22 protein-coding genes are annotated in these 24,805 nt (G+C 45.2%); 6 read left to right on the top strand and 16 right to left on the bottom strand.

Annotated elements, in window-relative coordinates:
- The first annotated feature begins 66 nt into the window (after positions 1–66).
- The 3 genes from SC79_RS00425 to SC79_RS00415 all read left to right on the top strand — a co-directional run bounded on the left by SC79_RS00425 (position 67) and on the right by SC79_RS00415 (position 3,733).
- Positions 67–1,593: a mechanosensitive ion channel gene (locus SC79_RS00425; RefSeq protein WP_039073394.1), complete on the top strand. Its 1,527-nt coding sequence runs from the start codon at positions 67–69 to the stop codon at positions 1,591–1,593.
- Between the two features lie 109 nt (positions 1,594–1,702).
- On the top strand, positions 1,703–2,143 hold the full coding sequence (nsrR, locus tag SC79_RS00420) for a nitric oxide-sensing transcriptional repressor NsrR (protein ID WP_039073393.1): 441 nt from the start codon (positions 1,703–1,705) through the stop codon (positions 2,141–2,143).
- Positions 2,144–2,293: 150 nt separating this feature from the next.
- Positions 2,294–3,733 (top strand): peptidoglycan endopeptidase, encoded by a 1,440-nt coding sequence (locus SC79_RS00415; protein ID WP_039073392.1) that lies wholly within the window; start codon positions 2,294–2,296, stop codon positions 3,731–3,733.
- A gap of 41 nt (positions 3,734–3,774) precedes the next feature.
- Here the strand turns inward: SC79_RS00415 and SC79_RS00410 are convergent, their stop codons facing one another.
- Positions 3,775–4,098 carry a YqzG/YhdC family protein gene (locus tag SC79_RS00410; RefSeq protein WP_039073391.1) on the bottom strand — a complete coding sequence of 108 codons (324 nt, stop codon included), beginning with the start codon at positions 4,096–4,098 and terminating at the stop codon, positions 3,775–3,777.
- Between the two features lie 199 nt (positions 4,099–4,297).
- Between SC79_RS00410 and SC79_RS00405 the strand changes: the two genes are divergently transcribed.
- Positions 4,298–4,540 (top strand): YhdB family protein, encoded by a 243-nt coding sequence (locus SC79_RS00405; protein WP_003224139.1) that lies wholly within the window; start codon positions 4,298–4,300, stop codon positions 4,538–4,540.
- 14 nt (positions 4,541–4,554) lie between these two features.
- On the opposite strand, the gene SC79_RS00400 is transcribed toward SC79_RS00405, so the two are convergent.
- The 9 genes from SC79_RS00400 to SC79_RS00360 form a co-directional block, all read right to left on the bottom strand.
- Positions 4,555–5,076, bottom strand: coding sequence for an NADPH-dependent FMN reductase (locus SC79_RS00400; RefSeq protein WP_039073390.1), 522 nt, complete (start codon positions 5,074–5,076; stop codon positions 4,555–4,557).
- Entirely contained in the window at positions 5,073–5,720 is a 648-nt protein-coding gene (locus tag SC79_RS00395) for a response regulator (RefSeq protein ID WP_039073389.1), read from the bottom strand. The genes SC79_RS00400 and SC79_RS00395 overlap by 4 nt, the downstream gene beginning before the upstream one ends.
- Entirely contained in the window at positions 5,717–6,859 is a 1,143-nt protein-coding gene (locus SC79_RS00390; protein ID WP_039073388.1) for a GAF domain-containing sensor histidine kinase, read from the bottom strand. The genes SC79_RS00395 and SC79_RS00390 overlap by 4 nt, the downstream gene beginning before the upstream one ends.
- 141 nt (positions 6,860–7,000) lie before the next feature.
- Positions 7,001–8,746, bottom strand: a complete 1,746-nt coding sequence (locus SC79_RS00385; protein WP_039073387.1) for a phospho-sugar mutase — start codon at positions 8,744–8,746, stop codon at positions 7,001–7,003.
- Positions 8,747–8,878: 132 nt separating this feature from the next.
- Positions 8,879–10,546: a glycerol-3-phosphate dehydrogenase gene (gene glpD, locus SC79_RS00380; protein WP_082022481.1), complete on the bottom strand. Its 1,668-nt coding sequence runs from the start codon at positions 10,544–10,546 to the stop codon at positions 8,879–8,881.
- 141 nt (positions 10,547–10,687) lie between these two features.
- On the bottom strand, positions 10,688–12,178 hold the full coding sequence (glpK, locus tag SC79_RS00375; protein WP_039073385.1) for a glycerol kinase GlpK: 1,491 nt from the start codon (positions 12,176–12,178) through the stop codon (positions 10,688–10,690).
- An 18-nt stretch (positions 12,179–12,196) separates the two neighbouring features.
- Positions 12,197–13,021, bottom strand: coding sequence for a glycerol uptake facilitator protein GlpF (glpF, locus tag SC79_RS00370; protein WP_039073384.1), 825 nt, complete (start codon positions 13,019–13,021; stop codon positions 12,197–12,199).
- A gap of 178 nt (positions 13,022–13,199) precedes the next feature.
- Positions 13,200–13,775 (bottom strand): glycerol uptake operon antiterminator GlpP, encoded by a 576-nt coding sequence (gene glpP, locus SC79_RS00365; protein WP_039073383.1) that lies wholly within the window; start codon positions 13,773–13,775, stop codon positions 13,200–13,202.
- 30 nt (positions 13,776–13,805) lie between these two features.
- A complete protein-coding gene (locus SC79_RS00360) occupies positions 13,806–15,158 on the bottom strand; it encodes an aspartate aminotransferase family protein (RefSeq protein WP_082022491.1) in 1,353 nt (450 codons plus the stop codon).
- Positions 15,159–15,605: 447 nt separating this feature from the next.
- Here SC79_RS00360 and SC79_RS00355 point away from each other — a divergent pair, with 447 nt between their 5' ends.
- Positions 15,606–16,115 (top strand): MepB family protein, encoded by a 510-nt coding sequence (locus tag SC79_RS00355; protein WP_039073381.1) that lies wholly within the window; start codon positions 15,606–15,608, stop codon positions 16,113–16,115.
- 76 nt (positions 16,116–16,191) lie between these two features.
- Here SC79_RS00355 and SC79_RS00350 read toward each other — a convergent pair whose 3' ends face one another.
- The 4 genes from SC79_RS00350 to SC79_RS00335 form a co-directional block, all read right to left on the bottom strand.
- On the bottom strand, positions 16,192–17,733 hold the full coding sequence (locus SC79_RS00350) for a bifunctional GNAT family N-acetyltransferase/carbon-nitrogen hydrolase family protein (RefSeq protein ID WP_039073380.1): 1,542 nt from the start codon (positions 17,731–17,733) through the stop codon (positions 16,192–16,194).
- A 14-nt stretch (positions 17,734–17,747) separates the two neighbouring features.
- The gene (locus SC79_RS00345; protein WP_039073379.1) at positions 17,748–18,410 is read right to left on the bottom strand and encodes an HAD family hydrolase; all 663 of its coding nucleotides are present in this window, start codon (positions 18,408–18,410) and stop codon (positions 17,748–17,750) included.
- Between the two features lie 125 nt (positions 18,411–18,535).
- Entirely contained in the window at positions 18,536–18,958 is a 423-nt protein-coding gene (locus tag SC79_RS00340; RefSeq protein WP_039073378.1) for a CBS domain-containing protein, read from the bottom strand.
- A 141-nt stretch (positions 18,959–19,099) separates the two neighbouring features.
- On the bottom strand, positions 19,100–19,492 hold the full coding sequence (locus tag SC79_RS00335; protein ID WP_039073377.1) for a YhcU family protein: 393 nt from the start codon (positions 19,490–19,492) through the stop codon (positions 19,100–19,102).
- A gap of 109 nt (positions 19,493–19,601) precedes the next feature.
- On the opposite strand from SC79_RS00335, the gene SC79_RS00330 reads away from it, so the two are divergent.
- The gene (locus SC79_RS00330) at positions 19,602–20,510 is read left to right on the top strand and encodes an RluA family pseudouridine synthase (protein WP_039073376.1); all 909 of its coding nucleotides are present in this window, start codon (positions 19,602–19,604) and stop codon (positions 20,508–20,510) included.
- 29 nt (positions 20,511–20,539) lie between these two features.
- On the opposite strand, the gene srtA is transcribed toward SC79_RS00330, so the two are convergent.
- Positions 20,540–21,136 (bottom strand): sortase SrtA, encoded by a 597-nt coding sequence (gene srtA, locus SC79_RS00325; RefSeq protein ID WP_039073375.1) that lies wholly within the window; start codon positions 21,134–21,136, stop codon positions 20,540–20,542.
- Positions 21,133–24,780, bottom strand: coding sequence for a 5'-nucleotidase C-terminal domain-containing protein (locus SC79_RS00320; protein ID WP_082022480.1), 3,648 nt, complete (start codon positions 24,778–24,780; stop codon positions 21,133–21,135). The genes srtA and SC79_RS00320 overlap by 4 nt, the downstream gene beginning before the upstream one ends.
- Positions 24,781–24,805 lie beyond the last annotated feature (25 nt).

Here is a 24,805-nt window from a genome sequence, read left to right as displayed (position 1 = left end):
CAGCTGTTTGCCGATTTTGCCAATGGGTAATAACACACCATATTACGAAAAAAGGAGCGATACCAATTGAATGTAGCAGACATGCTTTCTTCTTATCTCAGTAAGCTGCCAAACTTAATCATTGCACTACTCGTTTTATTAATCGGATGGGCTATCGCTAAAATCATTGAAAAAGCGGTATACAAAGGGCTCAGAAAAACAAGAATTGACGACAAGCTTTTTGCTGGGAAAAAGCCATCACGCTATTCCTCTGAAAAAGTCATAAGCAAGGTCGTCTATTTTATCGCATTGATTATCGTCTTTATTTTATTCTTTAACATTTTGCACCTGACAACAGTGGCATCACCGTTTGTCAGCATGCTTTCCGCCATTACCGCGGCTATCCCAAGCGTGCTGAAAGCCGGACTCATTCTGCTGTTAGGATGGGCTGCAGCCTCTGTTTTGAGCTACCTCGTCAAAAAAATGGGGATGAAGCTGAACACGAGTGACAAGCTGCGCAAGTGGAATGTGGTCTCTGAAGGAAAAGATATTCATCAGGCAGTCAATGCCGCTTCACAAGTTGTCTTTTATCTCGTGCTGCTTGTTTTCCTGCCGGGGGTCTTATCTTCTTTAAAAATCAGCGGCATCTCAGATCCGTTTACAAATATGATAGAAAGCGTGCTCGCTTTTCTGCCGAAATTATTTGCAGCCGCGCTTATCGTTTTAATTGGCTGGCTTGTAGCCCGTCTTGTTCGTGACATCATTACAAATTTCCTTGCAAGCATCGGAACGGAACGATTCGCCGCACGCATGGGTTTATCTGTTTACTTAAAAGATACAAGCCTTTCTGCGGTCATCGGAACAATCGCTTATGTGCTGATTTTAATACCGGTTGTCATTTCAGCGCTTGATCAGCTGGATGTCGCCGGCATTTCGAAACCGGCTGTCTCTATGCTCAATAGCATTTTGAACATGCTTCCGAACATCATCATTGCCATTGTGCTTGTTTTAGCGGGTATATGGGCAGGAAAATGGGTGAACAGCATGGTGTCCCGACTGCTCCATCGCGCAGGCTTTGATTCTATGTTAGGAAAAATGGGCATGGGAACGGGAACATCTGCAAAGCTGTCCCTGTCTCAAATTGTCGGTATGATTGCGCAAATCATTGTCATCCTGCTGTTCACAGCCGAGGCCCTGCAAATTGTTCAGCTCCATTTCCTCGTAGAGATTGCAACTGGCATTATCGCATATCTGCCGAATGTCCTTGTCGCCGTATTCATTCTTGGAATCGGCCTCTACGCTGGAGAATTGGTGCGAAAAGTGCTTTCGAGCATCATTAAAGGTCAAGAATTCAAGTCTCTGGCAGCGATTTCCAAATATACAATTATCGCACTTGCTTTCTTTATGGCCTTGGATCAGCTTGGTGTCGCTGACACGATCGTCAATTCCGCGTTCATCATCGTGCTTAGCGGCTTCTCCCTCGCTTTCGGTTTATCCTTCGGCCTTGGCGGAAAGGATTTTGCATCACGTTATCTGTCTGCATTTGAACGCAAAATGCAAAACACTGAAATCGATAAAAACGGCAAAAACCAAAATCCGCCGCATAACATGTAAACCAAAAACGTGCGCCCAAACTGGGTGCACGTTTGTTTAAATTCCTTTTTTTTCATTCTTCAATCGATTATGATAAGATATAGAAAATGTCTTATGCCGAGGTCTTATTATGAAATTAACGAATTATACAGATTATTCATTAAGAGTGCTGATTTTTCTGGCGGCAGAACGTCCGGGAGAACTTTCAAACATAAAACAGATTGCCGAAACGTATTCTATTTCAAAAAACCACCTCATGAAAGTCATCTACAGGCTCGGCCAGCTCGGCTACGTAGAAACGATACGCGGACGAGGCGGCGGCATACGATTAGGCATGGCCCCTGAAGACATCAATATCGGTGAGGTTGTCAGAAACACGGAAGACGATTTTAATATTGTTGAGTGTTTTGATGCGAACAAGAATCTCTGCGTCATTTCTCCGGTGTGCGGCCTGAAGCATGTGTTAAATGAAGCGCTTATGGCCTATCTTGCGGTTTTAGACAACTATACACTGCGCGACCTTGTCAAAAACAAGGAAGATATCATGAAGCTTTTAAGAATGAAGGAATAATATAGATTCCTTCTTTTTTTATGTCCTTTTTCCCCCTTTTTGATAAGAAAATTGGGCTGTTTTTTAAAAAAGGCAAAACGATAAGACGAAGCTGCCGATATAAAAAAGAAATAGCAAATTCAAATCAGTGGGGGAAAAAGGAGAGCTCAGATGAAAAAGAAATTAGCAGCAGGGCTGACAGCTTCTGCGATTGTCAGCACAACCTTAGCAGTCACACCAGCTGAAGCAGCAACGATTAAGGTCAAAAGTGGAGATTCTTTATGGAAACTGGCCCAAAACTACAATACAAGCGTGGCAGCCATCACATCCGCCAACCATCTTTCGACTACCGTTCTGTCGATCGGCCAGACGCTTACCATTCCAGGCAGCAATTCCGGAACTTCATCTACTTCAAGCTCAACAACCAAAAAGAGCGGAAGTTCTGTTTACACAGTGAAAAGCGGTGATTCACTTTGGCTGATCGCAAATGAGTATAAAATGACGGTGCAGGAACTAAAAAAATTAAACGGACTCAGCAGCGATATGATTCGTGCAGGGCAGAAATTAAAGGTGTCCGGCACGGTTTCTTCAAGCTCCAGTTCTAGTTCCAGTACAAAGAGCAGTTCCACAAAGAGCTCTAGCTCTTCATCTTCTGCCGGAACATACAAGGTGCAGCTTGGCGATTCGCTTTGGAAAATCGCAAACAAAGTCAACATGTCCATCGCCGAACTAAAGGTCTTGAACCACTTAAAATCAGATACCATTTATGTGAATCAAGTGTTGAAAACAAAATCAAGCGGCTCTGATACGTCTTCCAAAGACACTTCATCTCATTCGAGCCAACCTTCAGCAACAAAGACTTATACTGTAAAAAGCGGAGATTCACTTTGGAAAATTGCAAACAACTATAACCTGACTGTACAGCAAATTCGAAACAGCAACAGCCTGAAATCCGATACGCTATACGTCGGACAAGTGCTGAAGCTGACAGGTAAAGCATCTTCAGGCGTTTCCACACCGTCATCGTCTTCTTCGTCAAATGCAAGCTCTGGCACGGCGACAACTACATACACGGTGAAAAGCGGCGACTCTTTATGGGTGATTGCCCAAAAGTTTAACGTAACAGCGCAGCAAATTCGAGAAAAAAACAATCTAAAAACGGATGTCTTGCAGGTTGGCCAAAAGCTGGTCATTAACGGGAAAGCTTCCCACTCTTCCTCATCCGGTTCTTCAAACACGTCCAGCTCAACAAGCGCGAAGATTAATACAATGATCGCCGCCGCTAAAGAACAGCTTGGCGTTCCGTATCGCTGGGGAGGCACGACACCAGCCGGATTCGACTGCAGCGGTTTCATTTACTATGCACTGAACAAAGTCACATCCGTATCAAGATTAACGGCAGCCGGATATTGGAATACAATGAAGCCTGTCAGCCAGCCTGCTGTCGGAGACTTCGTGTTCTTTTCAACATATAAAGCCGGCCCTTCTCATATCGGAATTTATCTCGGTAACGGGGAATTCATTAACGCCAATGATTCTGGAGTTGTCATTTCCAATATGAACAACTCTTACTGGAAACAGCGCTATCTCGGTGCAAAACGATATTTCTAAAGCAGAAACTGTATGGCCTTAGCGGCTGTACAGTTTTTTGATTAGAGCCGGAAAACGTTAATGCTGATCATATGTTTTGTCACCGGATGAAAATAGACTTCGGCCCGAACAGAAAAGGTGTCGTCATTCTGTCTGACCGTCACCCGAAAGACATCTTTTGTTTGCTGATCATTCACCTCAGTCCGCCCCATATAAGCGTAATCAGAAAATGAAGCATGCTTATATTCATCCTGAATTCTGCTCCAGGCGAGCTGTTCCCACTTTTGAACAGATTCGTTTGTGTCCGCTGATTGCCCTTTTGCAGCCATTGATACAATGATCAATCCGCAAAAAAGCAGCGCAATGGAATACGGCAGAGATTTCATATTTTCAGTCTCCTGTGCCTAGATTACGTTCTCTCATAGGTTTTCCAAAAGCAATGGCTTAATTCAGGCATTTTGATTTTATGTCTCCCTCTTATTGCTACCCTGTACTGCCGCAGACGCCAAGTTTTGCAACGTCAATAACATGGGATGCGGCATAAACTAATCATGAACTTCTCACACAAGAAAGGAGAAGCGATTCATGGATTATGCCGATTACGATAAAGCGCTGTATTACACCCACCGTTCTCAATGGGATAATTTGTTAATTTTAATGGTGCGTACAGAGGATGATTTGTTATCAAAACGAATCGAGCATTTTCTGCACGCTTATCATTTTGAACAGGATTACGCCGTCCTGGAAAAGATGCTGTATTCCCTTCTCCGTTATATTGATCATGCCACAGAGCTGACATACGAAGACCAATTAGCCTTGCTCACATAAACAAATCCCGGCGTTTAAACGCCGGGATTTCCTTTTGCAAACATGCTAAGTTCTTGGATGAGCTCTTTTATGATGTTCATTATAGGTTCCGTCAATGCAGCCTTTTCAATATCAATGTCCACCGGATCAACCACAAGCTGCTTCGGAATCACATTGGCGTAAACACCCCGCATCACAGTTCGCATATTGTTCAGGGCGTTAATGCCGCCTTTTCCGCCTCCCGCCACTGCTAATAAAGCAACAGGCTTATATTTGAATTGTTCGCTGCTAAGAAAATCCAACGCATTTTTTAAAGAACCGCTCATTCCGCTGTGATATTCAGGCGATAATAAGACAATCGCGTCCGCTTGGGCAACCCGCCGCTTTAGCTCCTGTACCTGTAAATGTTCTAATTGCTCCGCTTCACCGTTAAAAATCGGCAATATAAACCCGCTTAGATCTATCAGGTCCGTGTGATACAGCTTAGAAATACAAAATGCGGTTATTCTTGTTCTGCCATATTTTCTGGGTGAGCCATTTATCACTAACATGTTCATGTCACGATCTCTCCATTCAGGTTATATTTCACTGCGAAAAGCGCTGCTTGCGTGCGGTCGGCCACTTCAAGTTTTGCTAAAAGATTCGACACATGGGTTTTCACTGTTTTTTCTGAAATAAACAAGGCTGCCGCGATTTCTTTATTGCATTTCCCGTTCGCAATTTCGTTCAGAACGTCCTTTTCCCTGCGTGTCAATTGATAAAATTTTTCTTTTGCCGGATCATGCTGATTTCTCATATGTGTCAACACATGGGGCATAATAGCTGAAGAAAGCTTGTATTGGCCGGCATGCACTTGCCTTAGTGTTTTCAACAATTCCTCGGGCTCTGTATCCTTTAATTGATATGCCTTCGCTCCCGCCTGAAGCGCGGGGATGACGTGATCCTGATCGGAGTAGCTCGTCAGCACAATGATATTGATCCCCGGAAATTGCTGCACTGCTTTTTTTATGGCTTGTATCCCATCCATTTCGGGCATGGACAGATCCATCAGCACAAGGTCGGGTTTTGTTTCCTCAATGACACGAAGTCCTTCTGTTCCGGTTGCAGCCTCGCCAACAACTTCAATATCACCCTGGGTGGCAAAGAAAAAACGAAGCCCCTTTCTGACAACATGATGATCATCTGCAATTACAATTTTCATTGCTTAGCCCTTCCTTTCTGATCGGTTAGCGGAAGCCTGACAGACACCTTTGTCCCCGCTTGAAGGTCTGACTGAATCAAAAATGCCGCGCCCGCTTGTTCCGCCCGTTCTTTCATTCCCTTAATGCCAAATGAAGGCAGACCGGTATGCGCTTCATAGCGAAACCCTGCCCCGTGATCGGTTATATCCAGCTCTGCCTGGCACGAAGAAGCAGTCAGGCTAATATACGCCGTATCAGTTCCGGCGTGCTTTTTACAGTTATTTAAAGCTTCCTGTACGATGCGCCACAGCATATGCTCCTGCTCATCAGTAAGAACCGGACAGCCTTTTTGTGTAAACATGACATTTAAACCGATGAGCTCGCCATAGCTTTTAATGGCTTCAGACAGCCCTTTTTCCAATCCTCCGGGGCGGAGCTGCCAAATTAACGCTTTCATTTCTGCTAGCGCGTCCTGTGATAGGTTTTGAATAAAATCAATCATCTGCTGCAAATCTTCATTTTTTGTTAGCGTCTTTGCCGCTTTGGCTGTTAAACTGACGGAAAACAGCATTTGATTGACAGAATCGTGCAGTTCCTGAGCGAGGCGGTTGCGCTCCATTAACAGAGCATTTTTTTGTTTATATTCAGAAAGCTTCATGCGCTGAATCGCCGTTCCGATCTGATAGGCGACAGACTCGAGCAAATGCAGCTCTCCTTCATCAAACATGGTTTTTCCGGCCGCCGCTACATTTAACAATCCGAATCTCCTGTCTCCGTCTTCTAAAGGCACCGTTGCATGATGCGTAATCCCTTCTGTGTCAAAACAGTGGAGCTCTTTGGCTGACTCTATGCGTTTGCAGTTCATAATATTCGCCGCCCTTCTGAGCCCGCCTGTATTGAATTTCGTCAGGCAGTAGCACTCGCCTTCGCACATCAGAACTTTTTCCTTGCGGCTTAAAGCCGGGGGCAGATAGGCGTCAGCCGCTAACGTATATGAACCGTCTTCTTCGATTAGAAAAATCCAGCCGGATTGAAGGTTCGTGAGACTCAGCAATTCTTTTAAAACCTCATCCAGTGTCGCTTTGACATCGTGCCCTTGGTTTAAGGTTTCGGCAATCGTTTTCAGCGTTTTTAATTTTTCCATCCTCGTTTTGGTCACGTCTCTCACTCCGGCATTGGTCTTGTTATTTAAGATTATACCAGTTTATGTCATTCGTTACTTCGCCTGGGGGATGATTTTCTTTCAGACTTTTGGATGAAAAAAAGCCGGATCATATACAATGATCCAGCTTTCCTTATACTATTTAGCTGTAGCCTCTACAATGTCGTCTACCGTCTTCATGACATCGTCAGAAAGAGCGGCAAGACGGTTTTCACTGTCTTCTAAAGATGTTCCTTTTACGGCGAAATAGAATTTGACCTTCGGCTCGGTTCCGGAAGGACGAAGACAGAACCAAGACCCGTCTTCCAGGAAGTATTTCAGTACGTTCGATGTTGGCAAGTCAATCGCTTCTTCTTTGTTTTCCGCCAGAAGCATCCGTTTGCTTACAGCGTAATCTTCGGCTGTCACAACCTGTTTGCCAGCCATCGTTTTCGGCGGGTTTTGCCTGAAGGATGCAAGGATCGCTTCAATTTGCTCTGCTCCCTGTTTTCCTTTCAGCGTCAGGGATTTCAGCCCTTCACGATAAAAACCGTATTCGTTAAAGAGATTGATGAGCGCTTCATATAACGACATCCCTTGTTTTTTATAGAATGCGCAAACCTCAACTGCCAAAAGCGCCGCTTGAATGGCGTCCTTGTCACGGGCAAAATCGCCGATTAAGTAACCATAGCTCTCTTCATAACCGAATTGGAACGTGTACTGGCCTGATGACTCGTATTCCTTAATCTTTTCACCGATAAACTTGAAGCCTGTGAGCGTATCAATCGTATCAAGACCGAATGAAGAAGCGACCGCGCGCCCAATTTCACTTGTGACAATTGTTTTGAGGACAACGCCGTTTGAAGGCAGGGTGCCTTGTTTTTTCTTTTCAGAAAGCAGGTAATGAAGCAGCAGCGCTCCGGTTTGGTTGCCTGTCAGCACTGTATATTTGCCTTGATCGTTTTTCACCGCGATGCCGAGGCGGTCAGCGTCAGGGTCTGTCGCGATGAGAATATCTGCGTTCCGCTCTTCCCCGAGTGTAATGGCATATTCGAAAGCCGCATGCTCTTCCGGATTTGGAGAGGTAACAGTAGAGAAGTCTGCATCGGGCAGCTCCTGTTCTTTGACAACCGCTACATTGGTGTAGCCGAGTGCATCAAGACCTCGTCTGACAGGCTTATTGGCTGTTCCATGCAGCGGTGTGAAAACAACATTTACATCAACTTCTCCGGATAATTTAGGATGGACGGAAATAGAAGCCAGTTTTTCTGTATAGACTTTATCAATATCTTCACCGATGATCTTGATTAAGCCCTTTTCATTTAACGTATTTTCATCGTCGACTGTGATTGTCAGCTCATTTTCAATCGCGTTTACCTGCTCAATGACGATGTCCGCTTCCTTTGGAGGCAGCTGGCCGCCATCATCTCCGTATACTTTGTAGCCGTTATATTCAGGCGGGTTATGGCTTGCCGTCACCACAATCCCTCCGCAGGCATTCAGCTGTCTGACAGCGAATGACAGCTCCGGCGTCGGGCGAAGCTCATCAAAGACGTATGTTTGGATGCCTTGTGTCGCAAGTGTTTTTGCCGCTTCCATCGCAAACTCCGGCGATTTATGGCGGGAATCATAAGCAATGACAACGCCCCGTTTTTTCGCTTCCTCACCTTGCTGGGAGATGTATGCCGCAAACCCGGCTGACGCTTTGCGCACAGTGTAAATATTCATCCGATTTGTTCCGGCCCCAATTTCTCCGCGCATCCCGCCAGTGCCGAATTCAAGGTTTTTATAGAAACAGTCTTCAAGAGCCTGTTCATTCCCTTCTAATTCAGTGAGGCGATCCTTTAGCTCCGGATCTAAATGTTCTGTCTGTTTCCAGCGTTCATAGCTCTTTCTCCAAGTCATATTCGTCCTCCTATGTATTAGCTTATGCCGTTATTTTAATATGAAGCGAGTGCCTCTGTCACTTGAAATCCTTGGATTCGGCGCTTTCGGCCTTAAACAGAAATAACGGGCTGAGAGACAGCCCGTTATGATTTATCGTTCGAGCGGCACAACCGCATCGTGTAAAAGCTTGTTGAGGTTTTCTGTATGTTTGTTTTTCGTCTGCTCATCCCATTGGAAACGCTCGCTCATAAAATCAATAACGGCATCTTTATAGGTTTTTACCCAATTGATATCAAAAAATAAACGTCCCGTTCTGCGGACAAAGAAGTCAGCAGGTGTTGCGGCCAACTCTTCTTCTATACTGTATTCTGCCTCAGCAAGAATATGAACCGGAATGTGGCGTTTCGCCGCCTCATCTTTCAGCGGTTCCACTCGGTTAAAGACTCGTTCTACGTTGGAGCCGTATCTGATCGCCAGCTGTTTTGCGTCTTTTTCTGATAAGCCGGCTGCGATTCCTTCTTTTGTTTTCGTCGTCACGAAGGACAGGAGATTTTTTGAACCGCCGACGTGTCCGCCTGAAATTGGCATGTTTTTTGTTTTACATGGACCAAAGTCCGTTTCGCCTTCTTCTTTCAAACGATCATTCACAAGATCGACGATATGCTCCGCCATTTTTCTGTATCCGGTCAGTTTCCCGCCGGCAATGGTGATTAAACCTGAGTCAGATGTCCAAATCTCGTCTTTCCGTGAAATTTCAGAAGGGTCTTTGCCTTCTTCATGAATCAGTGGACGCAGCCCCGCCCAGCTGGATTCAATGTCATTCGCAGTGATATTCAGCTCCGGGAACATGTAATGAATTGAATTGATGACGTAATCGCGATCCTCCGTTGTCATTCGCGGATGCTCCAGCGCCTCTTTGTAAACGGTGTCTGTCGTTCCCACGTATGTTTTGCCTTCACGAGGGATCGCAAATACCATACGTCCGTCAGGCGTATCGAAGTATACCGCCTGTTTCAGCGGAAAGACAGACTGGTCAAATACAAGGTGAATGCCTTTTGTATGCTGCAAATGCTTTCCGTTATTCGAATGGTCTTTTTCTCTGAGCTGATCGACCCAAGGGCCTGTCGCATTGACAATTTTTTTGGCGTACACTTTATATTCTTTCTCTGTCAGCACATCTTCAATTAATACACCGACTGCTTTGCCTTTTTCGTAAAGAAGCTCCTTCACCTTGGAATAATTCACAGGCTCTGCCCCGAATTTTACCGCTTCCTTCATGACTTCGATTGTCAGTCTCGCATCGTCCGTACGGTATTCCACATAATACCCGCCGCCTTTTAAGCCGTCTTTTTTCACCAATGGCTCTTTTTGCAGCGTTTCCTTTGCAGAAAGCATGCTTCTTCGTTCTGACTTTTTCACACCTGCTAAGAAGTCATACACTCTTAAACCGATAGAAGTTGTGAATGAGCCGAATGTGCCGCCTTTATGAAACGGAAGCAGCATCCATTCCGGTGTCGTGACGTGCGGGCCGTTTTCATAAACAATCGCCCGTTCTTTCCCGACCTCGGCCACCATTTTCACTTCAAATTGTTTTAAATAGCGCAAGCCGCCATGAACAAGCTTCGTTGACCGGCTTGATGTTCCCGCCGCGAAATCCTGCATTTCGCTGAGCGCGACCTTCATTCCCCTTGATGCCGCGTCAAGAGCCGTTCCCGCTCCTGTAATTCCTCCGCCGATAATAAATAAATCGTATGTTTGTTTCGTCATGTCTGTCAGCATGCGATCTCTTTCAAGACTAGAAAATTGATGTTTCATTATTGCTCCTCCTTGTTGTCACGGTGTGTAAATAGAAAAAGAGACCACAACAGCCAAAGTGCATACGTACACTTTGGTGCTGTGGTCTCTCCTCATCTCAGGACCGTTCTTATTAACTTGTCATCAGTATATCATACTCTCATTCTATTTAAAAGCCATAGCTGCTTTCACGGCTTTTTGCCAGCCTTTATACAGCTCATTTCGTTTTTCTTCTTCACAGTCAGGTTCAAACCGTTTATCCAGATTCCACTGGTTCGCGATTTCAGAACGGTCCTTCCAGAATCCCACAGCAATACCTGCCAAATAAGCCGCGCCAAGTGCAGTTGTTTCATTAATTTCCGGTCGTTCCACAGGAACATTCAGAATATCTCCTTGGAACTGCATCAGGAAATTATTTTTTACAGCTCCTCCATCTACACGAAGCGTCTTTAATGAAATGTTTGAATCAGCTTCCATTGCGTCAAGCACATCTTTTGTCTGATAAGCCAACGCCTCCAAGGTCGCACGGATAAAATGTTCTTTTGTTGTGCCTCTTGTCAGTCCGAAAACCGAACCGCGCACATCGCTGTCCCAGTAAGGTGTTCCCAATCCGACAAATGCGGGAACAACGTATACACCGTCGGTTGAATCCACTTTCTCCGCGTAAGATTCACTTAATGAGGAGTCCTGGAACATTCTCAATCCGTCTCTGAGCCATTGGATGGCGGAGCCTGCGACAAAAATACTTCCTTCTAAAGCATATTCAACTTTTCCATCAATGCCCCATGCAATTGTCGTCAAAAGCCCGTGTTCGGACTTAATTGCTTTTTCCCCTGTATTCATCAGCATGAAACATCCTGTGCCGTACGTGTTTTTCCCCATGCCTTCTTCAAAGCACGCCTGGCCGAACAGTGCGGATTGCTGGTCGCCTGCCGCTCCCGCAATCGGGATGTTTTTTCCGAAGAAGTGATAATCAACAGTTTCCGCGTACACATGGGAGGACGGCTTCACTTCAGGAAGCATGGATTTCGGTATGTCGAGAATATCTAGCAGCTCATCATCCCATTTCAAGTCGTAAATATTAAACATAAGCGTTCTGGACGCATTGGAGTAATCGGTCACATGCGCTTTTCCGCCGGACATTTTCCAAATGAGCCATGTATCAATCGTTCCAAACAGCAGCTCGCCTTTTTCCGCCTTTTCTCTCGCGCCTTCCACATTGTCTAAAATCCATTTTACCTTCGTGCCGGAGAAATACGGATCGATTAAAAGCCCCGTTTTTTCTCTGAACACATCTTGATATCCTTTTTCACGAAGCTCCTCACAAACACCGGACGTCTGTCTGGACTGCCAAACAATCGCATGATAGATAGGCTTTCCTGTATCCTTATCCCACACAACCGCCGTTTCGCGCTGGTTTGTAATACCGATGCCGGCAATTTGAGAAGCGCTGATTCCTGACTCAGAAATCACTGATGCGATAACAGCGAGAACAGAGCCCCAAATTTCATTCGCGTTATGCTCAACCCAGCCTGGGTGCGGGAAGTATTGTGTAAATTCCTTTTGAGCGGAGTGAACGATTTTTCCTTCTTTATTAAACAGGATCGCTCTTGAACTTGTCGTCCCTTGATCTAAGGATAAAATGTAAGTTTCCATAAGATGTCTCCCCTTTGATTAAATATATTTTGAATTTGATAATGTTTTAGCTGAATGTGTTTTCGTATAGCCATAGAGCCCTAACAATACCACAACCAATATAACGCTTACAATCCAGAAACTGCTTGTGATATGCCCTTTAAATGCGGCGTTGTAAAATACGCCCCCAAACGAACCGCCTAAGATCGGACCGACTACCGGTATCCAGGCGTATTTCCAGTTTGATGATCCCTTCCCCGGTATCGGAAGAAAAGCGTGGACAATCCGCGGACCTAAGTCGCGGGCCGGATTAATCGCATAGCCGGTGGTGCCCCCCAGAGAAATACCGATCGCCACAATGAGAAAACCGACGATTAAAGGGTTAAGCCCTTCTGTAAATTGATTTGCCCCAATGGACAAGATGCCAAGCACAAGAACAAATGTCCCGATCACTTCACTTAAAACGTTTGAAAATGTGTGCGGAATGCTGGGTCCGGTTGAGAAGACACCCAGCTTGGCAGCGGGATCATCCGTTGCCTTCCAATGTGGAAGGTAATGCAGATAGATAATCACCGCACCGATGATCGCTCCGATCATTTGCGCCATAATATAAACCGGAACCTCTTTCCACGGAAAATCCCCGACAAATGCAAGCGCTATCGTTAGCGCTGGATTCAAGTGAGCTCCGCTGATGCCGCCAACCGCATAAGCCCCCATGGCAACACCCAATCCCCATCCGAATACAATAACAATCCAGCCAGACTGGAATGAAAGCGATTTCTTTAAATTGACACCCGCACAAACACCTGCCCCAAAAATGATCAGCAGCATCGTACCGATGACTTCTCCCCAAAATGCTGTCATAGCACATTCCTCCTAAAGTCACGATTAACAGTATGATAGAGAAGAAGAGAATAAAAAAAACCACAACAAACCGCTTTACTGGTGCATAGACATGTACCGTAAAGAGCTGCTGTGGTCTCCGAGTTCTCCATCACAATGTATTAACCTAGTGCAATTGTATCAGTGGATGTAAGCGGTGTCAATCACTTTCCGTCAAAAAGTTTTCATATTTCTTCCATAATTTGGTGTTTGATGTTGTGACGGCCACAGCCCCCGCTTTCAAGGCCCGTTCCACATCCTCTTCCGTGCGGATGAAACCGCCGGCAAAAATAGGAATCCCCGTTTTCTCTTTTATTTCTTGGATGAGTGACGGAACGATGCCTGGCAGCACTTCAATGAAGTCAGGTTTATGCTTGCCGACAAATTCCATGCTTTTCTCCATCGCGCTTGTATCAAGCAGAAATAAGCGCTGAATCGCATAAATCTTCTTTTGCTTCGCTTTGGCAATCACGTTCGATCTTGTGGAAATAATCCCGGCGGGCTTAATGTCCTGGCAAATAAACTCCGCTCCGTATTCGTCATGCTTGATTCCTTGAATAAGATCGACGTGCACCATCATGTTCTTTCCGTGCTTTTGTGCCTCTCTGATCACGCCCTTCAGCTGGCCGAGATGAATATCAAGAATAACACCGTAGGAAAATGAACTGTTCAAAAACTCATCAAATTGCTTCATATTGCGAATAGCCGGTAAAATTGGCTGGTTGTGAAAACTCATCGTGTGCTCCTTTAATCATTCACTTTTATGTTAAATCGTCTGAAAACTATCTTTCACCGTTTTCACGATAAAGGAAAGGTCCTCTTCTGTCAGGCAAAATGGCGGCGCGATCTGGATGACGTTGTTGTAGCCGGCGACTGTATCGCCGTTTTTGCCGATGATCAGCCCTTTTTCTTTACACGCCGCAACCACTTGGTTTACCTTATCTGCGTCAGCCGGTTCTTTTGTCAATTGATCTTTGACAAGCTCAATTCCGATCAGCAGCCCTTTTCCTCTCACATCTCCGACTGCCGGGTGTTCTCTCAAGGCTTGAAGCTCACCCAAAAGCGTTGCTCCAAGATCGCGGGATCGCTGAATCAGCTGTTCGTCCTCCATGATTTGCATGTTTTTCAACGCCAAAGCACAGGCAGCCGGGCTTCCGCCGAACGTGTTCACATGGCGAAAACGGTCGTAAGGCGCTTCCCCCTGATACGCTTCGAAAATGTCCCGTTTAACAGCAGTTGCTGACAATGGCAAATACGCACTGGTGATTCCCTTTGCCATCGTAATGATATCAGGCTTCACGCCGTAATGCATAAACCCGAACGGCTCGCCTGTCCGTCCGAACCCGCAGATGACTTCATCGCAAATCAATAGAGCGCCGTGGCGGCGGCAAATGTCCTCCACCTTTTTCATATAACCGTCCGGCGGCATTAAGATGCCTCCTCCTGTAATGATGGGCTCCATGATGACCCCGGCAATCGTTTCGCTTAACTCCCATGTCATGATGCGGTCAATTTCATTTGCGCTTTCAAGCGTGTCGGCATCCTCCGGGTTCCGGTATACATCTGGCGGAGCTGCATGCAGGAACCCTTGGCTTAATGGCTCATATTTATATTTCCGCTGCGCCTGTCCGGTAGCTGAGAGCGCTCCCAATGTGTTGCCGTGGTATGCCCTGTATCTTGAGATGAATTTATAACGGCTGTGGCCGCCGTTTTGCAGATGGTACTGGCGGGCGATTTTAAAAGCAGTTTCGTTTGCTTCAGATCCGCTGTTGGAGAAAAAGATGACATAATCGCCGCCAAGCCATTCATTCAGCTTTTCCGCCAGTTGAATCGCCGGCGCGTGACTTTGTGTTAACGGGTAATAAGGCAGCTCCTTTAGTTGTTCATAGGCAGCCTCAGCAAGCTCCTTTCTGCCATAACCTATATTGACGCACCACAAACCGGACATCGCATCCAAATAGCGGCGTCCGTCTATGTCCGTCACCCATGCCCCTTCGGCCTTTTGGGCAATCAGGCTGTCCGCTTGATGCGCTCCCTTCATGGCATGCCACACAAATTGCTCATCTTTTCGCTTTAATCCCTGATGTTGCTGAATGTTTTCCATCTCCATCATCTCCATTTCATTAGCGATCACTAAAGTGCCAATTCAATTGAAACAGACCTTCTCTTATGTGATGTCTTGGTGATGATTTCCCTGCCTTCAATATAAAGCCAGACGGGGTTCGAGTCAATAAACCGCGGAAAGAATAAAATATCCGCAGCAGAACAGGCATATTGTTCTTGTTACAGGTGCATGGAGAGCCTATCAAACGATCGTATTGATGGAAAGACATTGTGAAAGATTTATACCTATTCACATGTTACTGGACTGCCCACACGTCTCACACATTGGATCAACCATTTTAAAGGTGGAGACTAAATATTTAGCTTTTAACTAACAGAGCAGAATAACGAGAATAAGAAAACGTGATAAAACGAGAACATCTTTGACGATATTTTATCACTAGCCTATTCTATTCAAGAAGGCTTTGGAAGACGAAGTATTAAAAATAAGGAGTACAAAGCAGTGAATAAATTTTATAAGGCATTACAATATGTAAATAAACTGTTTTATGAACCAAATCACTTCACTATACATGCGATTCGAGAAGAAGCTCAGAATTCAGATTACGGAGCGGGTATATTTCAGCTACAGTCAAAGTCAATAAGATTTAGAGTCGCAAAAATAACACCTAACAAGATCGGGCAGTTTGTTGCTTTTTGGGAAAAAGATGGGGATTATAAAAACCAAGCCTTTACATATGAAAAAGCTACTGATTTATTGGTTATCAATACGTTTTCCAATCATAACAAGTTTGGACAATTCGTTTTTCCAAAAGAAGTTCTTGTCAAACAAAATATCTTAAAAACAGCCACTACAAAAGGAAAAATGGGAATTAGAGTTTACCCTAAATGGGAAACCCCCACTAGCAAACAAGCTATCGAAACACAAAAATGGCAGTTAGCGTATTTTGTCGAGGTGAACAATACAAACCGTTTTTCAGTGCAAGAATTATTACAGCTATATTCTAACTAAAATCGGATACAAAATGTAACAGATTTTTCAATTCCACTTATGATAAAAAACCCGCCAATTCAGGCGGGTTTCAGAATTATTTTTTATATTGAATATGATAAATATCACGGCGTCTGTCTTTTAGCTGGCGTACTGTACCGTTTTGGCGCTGCCTTCTGAGAATTTCCAGATCAACATCACCGATGACGACCATCTCGATATTTGGATTTGTTTCGCCGACAATGCCGTCTCTGGCGAATTCAAAATCAGATGGTGCGAAAATGCCTGACTGAGCGTATTGGATATCCATATTTTCCGTTTGCGGAAGGTTTCCAACCGTCCCGGAGATGACCGTATAAATTTGATTTTCAACCGCTCTTGCCTGCGAACAGTATCTGACACGCAAGTAGCCTTGGCGGTCTTCTGTACAAAACGGCGTAAAAATGATTTTTGCGCCTTTTTCAGCCGCAATCCGGGCAAGCTCAGGAAATTCAATGTCATAACAGATTTGAATCGCGATTTTTCCGCAATCCGTATCAAACACGCGCACCTGGTCTCCGGCGCTGATTCCCCACCATTTGCGCTCATTCGGCGTAATATGGAGTTTATATTGCTTTTCGATCGTCCCATCCCGCCTGAACAAGTAAGCGATATTATAGATCTTGTCTTCCTCTTCGACAAAATGAGACCCGCCGATTATGTTGACGTTGTACTTTACAGCCAAATCAGTAAACAGGCTGATGTAATCTTCTGTATACTCGGTAATTCTCTGAACCGCCAAGCTCGGTGACCGTTCCTCGAGGAAAGACATCAGCTGGGTTGTGAAAATCTCCGGGAACACCGCGAAATCTGAGCGCGCGTCGGAAGCGACATCGACATAGTATTCTACTTGATTGGCAAATTCCTCAAAGGAATAAATTTTCTTCATTTCGTATTGAATGACACAAATTCTTACAGGGAAAGCCGATCTATAATAGCGTTTTGTCTGTTGCGGAAGATAATCGACATTATTCCATTCCATCAGCGTCGCATATTTGATCGAAGCCGTATCATCCGGGAGATAATTCGGGTTAATCCGCATAAGGGTAAAGCCGTTCATCAGCTGAAAAGATAGGACCGGATCGTAAATCTGGTGGCGTGTCACCTGTTCCACATACTCTCTCGCCGTCATTTCATCCGCATATTTGTGAAAGTTCGGAATCCGTCCGCCTATAATGATGCTTTTCAGATTTAAACGTCTGGCCAAATCCTTTCTCGCCTCATACAAACGGTGGCCGATCTTCATCCGTCTGTATTTCGGATGCACCATGACCTCAATGCCGTACATATTCAAGCCATCCGAATTATGATTCGTGATATAACCGTCATCTGTAATGTCCTGCCACGTATGGCGGTCATCATATTCATCAAAATTAATCAGGAGGCTTGAGCACGAACCGATAATTTCGCCTTCGAATTCTGCACAAAACTGCCCGTCGGGAAAATGCTCCAAATGGCTGATTAAATGCTCCCGCTTCCAAGGCTCCATCCCCGGAAAACAGTCCTTTTGAAGATCAATAATCTTGTCGAGATCTTTCTCTTCGATATTGCGAATAATCATTTTCTTTTCAAAACGGGTCAAATCCAATTTCTCAGACATCTTCTCGCTCCTTTCTAGTGTTGCGCGTTCAGGTGATCAAGCAATAGGGCGAGTTCCATTTCCGCCATTGATTCAAGCCGATGATCATAATCTTCAAACAGTAAGGTGCCAGTTACTTTATTTGGGACGATGACACACTTCATCCCCGCCCTTTTCGCAGCAATCGACCCATTGACAGAATCCTCAAACGCGAGACATTCAGATGGCGATACCCCAAGGTTTTTAGCCGCCAATATATACAGCTCTGGATTCGGCTTCACCTCTTCTACATCATCCGCCGTTTGGATGACCTCAAAATGATCAAACAGACCGAGTTGCTTCAAATGGCCCGACACCCATTTATAGTCAGAGCTGGAGGCAAGCCCTACTTTTAAGCCTAAATCCTTTGCCGCATTCAAATACGCTTCGACACCGGGTCTCGCTTTTTCTGTTTCCATGCGTTTCGTAAACCGCTCTCTTCTCAAAGTTGTCAGCTCTTCATGGTTCAGCTTTTGGCCGATCTGCTCTTCTAAATATTCAAAAGGCTGAAATCCCGCGGCTGTTCCGATGACCTTTCCCCAAACGGATAGCGGCAGGACTGAGCCGTGTTCCTCAAATATTTCCTGAAGGACTTCATATTCGTGTGTTTCTGTATCAAGAATCAGTCCGTCAAAATCAAAAATCAACGCTTTAATCACTGCGTACAACTCCTTTAGCCCAAATTGAGACTTATGTATACACTCACTATACCCCGAAACAGGCCTGCATTCAAAAAGTAAGGTTTATGTGAAGAAAGAGCTTGCACACCGCAAGCTCTTTCTGATTAATGAATGTTTTGATGAGAAATGTTTGTCAACGCTGCTCCCGCAGATTCGTTCGACATCTGATTAACTGCCAGATCTCCAAGCGCAACGATCCCGACTAGATTGTTTTGATCTACAATAGGAAGGCGGCGGATTTGGTGCTGGGCCATCAGCTGTGACGCATCTTGCAGGCTCATATTAGGATTTCCTGAGATGAGATCTGTTGACATCACTTCTGAAACGGGTGTCTGGCCATTTCGACCCTCTGCTGTGGTTCTTAATGCAATGTCGCGGTCAGTCAGCATTCCTTTTAAAGCACCTTGCTCTACAACGGGAATCGCCCCGACATTATATTGATTCATAAGAGCAGCCGCTTCCTGAATCGTTTGATTCGGAGAAACGGTCGCCACCTGCGTTGTCATTGTATTTTTAACTGAACTCATAGTCAGCACCCCTTTCACCCATTAGTATGTTCAGACACGTGCTGATTAAAAAGGGAGTTAGAGGAAAGGTTTTATGATATGATTTCTTTGATGCCAAAAGGAGCCTTTCTGAAAACGAAAAGCTCCTGCCGGCGGATTATATCAACCTTCTGTACCGGAAAAGGCTTGATTTGCCTTCAATTCAAAGTCAGAAAAAGCAAACGGAAAATAAATTCCAAAATCATTCAGCATTTTGCTGTTTTTCTCAAAAATCGCCTGATTGTTTACATCAGTATGCGGGGAAGGCTTTGTCAGAATAATATGTATCATTTGCAGACAAGCCATAATTTGAAATGCTTCTTTTAATGTTCCTTGGTAATCATGGTTATTATTTAAAGACAGAACGCCTTTCTTTTTAAAGCGCTGAATGTCCAGTTCGGAGAAATAAAGAGGAAATACATCATGAAAAAGTTTCATTGACAATTCCTTGATAAAGCTCTCCTGTTCTGCAGTTGCTGCGTTCACAATTCTCACGTCAATCACCTTTCTTGCCATCGAATATCCTAACTCTTACTCAAGAATAGCACAGAAAAAAACCCGAAAGCTAAGGTAAGTGTTTCCTATGAGAAACAGCGGCCTTCCGCTTTGAAAAGGAGTCATTCATATGAAACAAAAAAACAGAGGGCTTGAGCTCCTCTTCAATGACAAACACGATGGCCAATGGCTGTTTGCTGTCCTGAAACAAGAGCTTAACGCCTCTAAACCCGTGATTCAAGACTGGGTGACCCATCATCGAATAAAAGTCAATCACGATTCCGTCATCAACAATGTGATCGTAAAAAAAGGAGACCGCGTGTTCATTGATCTTCAGGAAAGTGAAGAGTCCTCCGTTATACCTGAGTATGGAGAGCTTGATATTTTATTCGAGGACAATCACATGCTCATCGTCAATAAACCTGCGGGCATCGCGACACATCCAAATGAGGAGGGCCAAACCGGCACACTGGCTAATGTCATCGCGTATCATTATCAGGTGAATGGCGAAACATGCAAGGTGCGGCATGTTCACCGCCTTGATCAGGATACATCGGGCGCCATCGTGTTTGCCAAGCATCGTTTAGCACACGCCATCCTTGATCAACAGTTAGAAAAAAAGACGCTGAAACGCACGTATACCGCCATCGCTCACGGAAAGCTAAAGATGAAAAAAGGAACAATTGATTCACCGATCGGCAGAGACCGATCACATCCGACTAGACGCCGGGTTTCACCGGGCGGGCAAGCGGCCGTCACCCATTTTAAGGTCATTGCCCGCAATGCGAAAGAGCAACTGTCGCTCGTTGAATTAGAGCTTGAAACAGGCAGGACCCACCAAATTCGTGTTCATATGGCGAGCATTGGCCATCCGCTGGCAGGAGATACGCTTTACGGGGGAGGGAGCATGCTGTTAAACAGACAGGCTTTGCACGCCAGAAAGGTCCAAGCGATTCACCCAATAACCAGCGAGCTGATTGTTGCGGAAGCGCCTTTCCCAGCTGATATAGAAAACCTTTGCCACTCATATTTTTCATGAAGAAAAGCCGCAGGCATTGCCTGCGGCTTTTAAACAACCCGTTTTCCATAAATAATATAGCGCTTCGGGGCATTGCCCACATATGAAAATGGATAGCAGGTCGTCAGAATGAGCTCTTCCTTTTCATGCTGGAGCGTAATAATGGATGTATCATCCTTATCGACAATTTTTGTTTTGATGATTTCATACGTAAAATCTCCATATGAAAGGAGAATGCGAAGCCTATCTCCCTTTTCAAGCTCTCCCGTCCGGCGAAACACGGTATCCCGATGTCCCGACAATACAATTTGTCCGTTCTCATCAGGATAATAGCTTTCCTTGTAGTGCCCGACCCCTTTTTCTAAATCATCTGGATCGGTGCCCTCCACGATCGGGAGCTCCGCTTTGATTTTTGGTATTTCTAAAATGCCGCTCGCATCTCCGGTCTCAGGCTTAAATGATGCTTTATTCTCTGCTTGATTCGCGCTTTTTTTCGCGCTTGAAGCTTCTCGCGGCTTATCAGCCGCGAGTTTTGCTTCTTTTAATGTCTGTTCGGTCTTGATATTCGTATCGATCAGTTTAAGGCCTCCATAGCCTGCGATCATCAGACCGGCCGCGATGATGGCGAGTGGAATTACTTTTTTCACGTTCTGGAGACGCTCCTTTTTCTTCTGACATAAACATACGTTCCGGACAGTGTCATCGCCGCCCCGATCACGATAAAGTTATAGTAGCCCGCAGATGTATCCGGAAGCTGATGATCAGACCCGCTTTCGGCAGTCCCGTTTTGTACTGGCAATGTGCTGATATTGCCATCAGTAACAGCGGTTTTTTTCGGTATTTCACCGATTCTCAAAATGGCAGAAGGCGGAAACTGATGAACTGGCACAGTACCCGAAGTCTCTTTGATATCAGTCTGATCCTCCCCAGGTTCTGGGATTTCATTTACCGGCTGATCCGTCCCTGGTCCATCCCCCGGCTTTTCTGTAACTGGAGCTTCTGTAACAGGGTCTTCAATGCCACTGGCTTCAGCAAGCTTAATTCTTCCCTCTTTTGTATACGAGATAGGTTCATCAAAGCTTTTCACGTACTCAACTGTCGCGTCCAAATCCTCAGGCCCTGTCACAGGATGTTTCCCAAGAAATCCGATTGGCTGATATTTGGTACCTGTCGCCGTCGCCATAAAATTGTTAACAGTCAGTGTATATGTGGCATCGGGCTGAATCTCGGTGCCATCTGCCATTTTTATCTCGACAGCTTTTCCGGTTTTTTTATCCCATGTATATGTAAAGCCGCTGATACTGTAGTCAGGCCCAAAAACCGGCGAGATTTGCGCATTGATAATCTCTCTTACATCTTTTCCTTTAATCTCAAGCTTTGTTAACACATTTCCAAACGGCTGGATATTGTACAGATCTCCCCATGTAATGGGTCCTTTCTTCAGCGCTTCGCGTATTCCGCCGCCATTCATAAGGGCAAAATCCGTTTTCATGGCCGCTCTCATGCCATCCGCAATCAGATTTCCTAGAGGCGTGTCCCCATCATTCGAATATCCGCCTTCCATATCAACAGCCGCTTCACCGACAACCTCGCTGATAATCGGCTCAACGAGTGTTTGATATTTCTTCAAAATGGCTGAGGCGCTTGGATCCGGGTCTATTTTACTTTGATCGACATATACGATATCCGCCGACTTTTTCACGATGTCTTTTGTCGTTTTATCGATCTCTAGATCTACAACTCCTATCGCTTTTCCATACTCAAACGCCTGAACAATCAGTTTTCCATTGACTTCACCGTTAACAACCTTATGATTATGCGCTGCAAAAATCACGTCAATTTCGGAATCTGTTTTTTTTGCAAGGTCAGCAGATTCACCGGTAATTGCGGTGCCATTTTGATCGGCTGACATATGCGCGAGGACCGCCATGGCCTTCACGCCTTTTTTCTTCAGCTCTTCAGCCGCCTCATTCACCGCTGTGACCTCATCTGTAAACTCGATGTTTTTTATCCCGTCAGGCATGACCATACCCGCTGCCGACTGCGTGACAACCCCGATAAAGGCAACCGGTATGCCCTCAACCTCTATGATGTCATATGCCGGCAAAAAGGGCTCACCAGTAGATTTCATCTTACAATTGGCGCACACAAGGGGAAAGTTCTGCCCATCATATCCGCTCGTGCCATTCGGGTGATCTCCTCCGTTTAAGATCCTCAGCAGTTCATCCGTACCTTCATCGAACTCGTGATTGCCGACCGTTCCGACATCAAAACCGATATCCTCCATCAGTTCCACAGTTGGTTCATCTTGAAGAAGAGATGAAACTGGAGAGCTGCCTCCGATCATATCACCAGCATGAACAATGAGCGTGTTTTTCTTTTCAGCCTTTTTTTCTTTCAAATATGCGGCGGCATAGTCCATACGCCCAAAGACGCCGTCTGCAGTTCCGTTTCCATCAAGATCTAGCTCATATTGCTGATCAATCTTGCCATGCAGATCGTTCATACTGAGTATTCTAAGCGGTACACGTTCTTGCGGTGCCGTGTTCTTTTTTTTATATCCTGCGTTTTCCGCTTCACTTGCAGAGGCGAAGAACATTCTATTTTCCACAGCTACCTGTTTCCAGTCTGCCGGCTCCACATACGTTTTATTTGACGAATCTCCCACATATCTTGTCAGGCCTTTTCCTTGCTCTCTGGCTCTAAATTCAAACGGCATTTCCAAAAGGGGATCGTCTTCATTCCAAATTCCTTTTTGCTCTTGTTTCGCAGCAGCTGCAGCAGCCTGAAACTGCTGATAATCCTCTTCATTGTCAACCGGCCAAATAAAATACGTCGGAGCATAGCCATTTTTCACAAGCTCTAGGTTCACATTTGAACCCGATTCCGTTATGACCTGCCCAAGAAGTCTGCCATAGCTGTCCTTCGCTTCTCTCCCGACCTTGACAGTAATCCTCTCTCCTGGAGACAATATTGTTTTTAGATAATCAGATGCTTTTTTGCCAAACCTTAATTGATTTTCGTCTGCTTCATTTTTTGGTGTTTGATACGTTTCAGGTGTATCTACATGTACAAACCGGATTTTTGTCGTTCCAAGAACGGGAGATTTGAGATGAATGGTATCACCATCAACAACCCTGTCAACAATACCTTCATATTCACCTTCCGCAGATGGAGGAGCGGGCTGTTCTTCAAGCAGCTTCAAGTCAGACGTTTTTCGCGGAAGAAGCTGAAGAGTTTGGTATCTGCTTAACACACCGGTAAATTCATGCCATTTGCCCTCATCAAGTTCGTCTATGACCCCTGTTTCATTCATTACTCGAAGTGTCATAGCATGGTGATCTCCATCAATCATCGTTACATTGAAGCCGCCGCCGGCAGGAGAATGCGGAATTGAGGAAACAAACGCTTTTAGTGTCACAAGCCTGCCTTCCAACTGGTCACCCAAATTGCTGTTAACCAGTTCATTGATTGTTGATTGTTTCGGAGCCGGTAGGGGTTGTTTTGTCTGGTTGATTTTGATGCCTGATGATTTTGGAACAATTTCTGTCAGCCCTTGGTACGTCGTGATTTTTCCTTCAACCGTGATTTCCATGCCTTCTTTTAATTCAGGAAACAGTTCAGGTGAAGGCGAATATATGTTAATGCCCCCGGTTCCATCCTGCATAAAGGTCGACAGCTTCCCGCCTCCGACCGCGCTTTGATCAGCTGTGACGATCCCTTTTGTCGTCACTGATTCATTCAGCCGTCCCCGCGCTTCATTTATTGTCACTGGCTGTTCAGGCGGCGGAGTTTTCATGCCATCAGTTAACGCCATCGACTGAACGTTTTTAAGTCCTGTCGTGTTAAAATAGCCGTCAAGCTGTCCTTGAACAGTTATCTTTTTTCCAAGAAGAAGCGGGTTGGTTTGCAGCCCAAATTGGCTTCTAAAGGCGGATGGGATTTGCACAGGAAGGATGTGATCCGGCGATGTCTCGTTTTTACTATCTGCCAGCGCAACATGATAATCATTAGAAAAAGGGCTTGTCAGTTTATACCGCTGCGCTGAGACAGCCTGACCGACAGCATACCCTTCAACAAGCGCCTGTCCATCTTTTTGCTGTATTGCCTTATCAACCGATATCGGCTGTTGTGGCTCAGCTGCTTTTACAGCTTCGCACGTATACATCACGTTCAAGAATATCAATGCAGTGATCAACATCATATGCAGAATACGCCTCATCATTTTTCCTCCCTTAATATACACCTTATGACAATGACTTTGTCTGCTTATCATTTCGACAGACTCCATATAATTCCTTTCAGGCTTCTGCATA

Source organism: Bacillus sp. MSP13, assembly GCF_000815295.1.
Classification (GTDB): domain Bacteria; phylum Bacillota; class Bacilli; order Bacillales; family Bacillaceae; genus Bacillus; species Bacillus vallismortis.
This window is presented reverse-complemented; position numbering and strand designations above follow the sequence as displayed.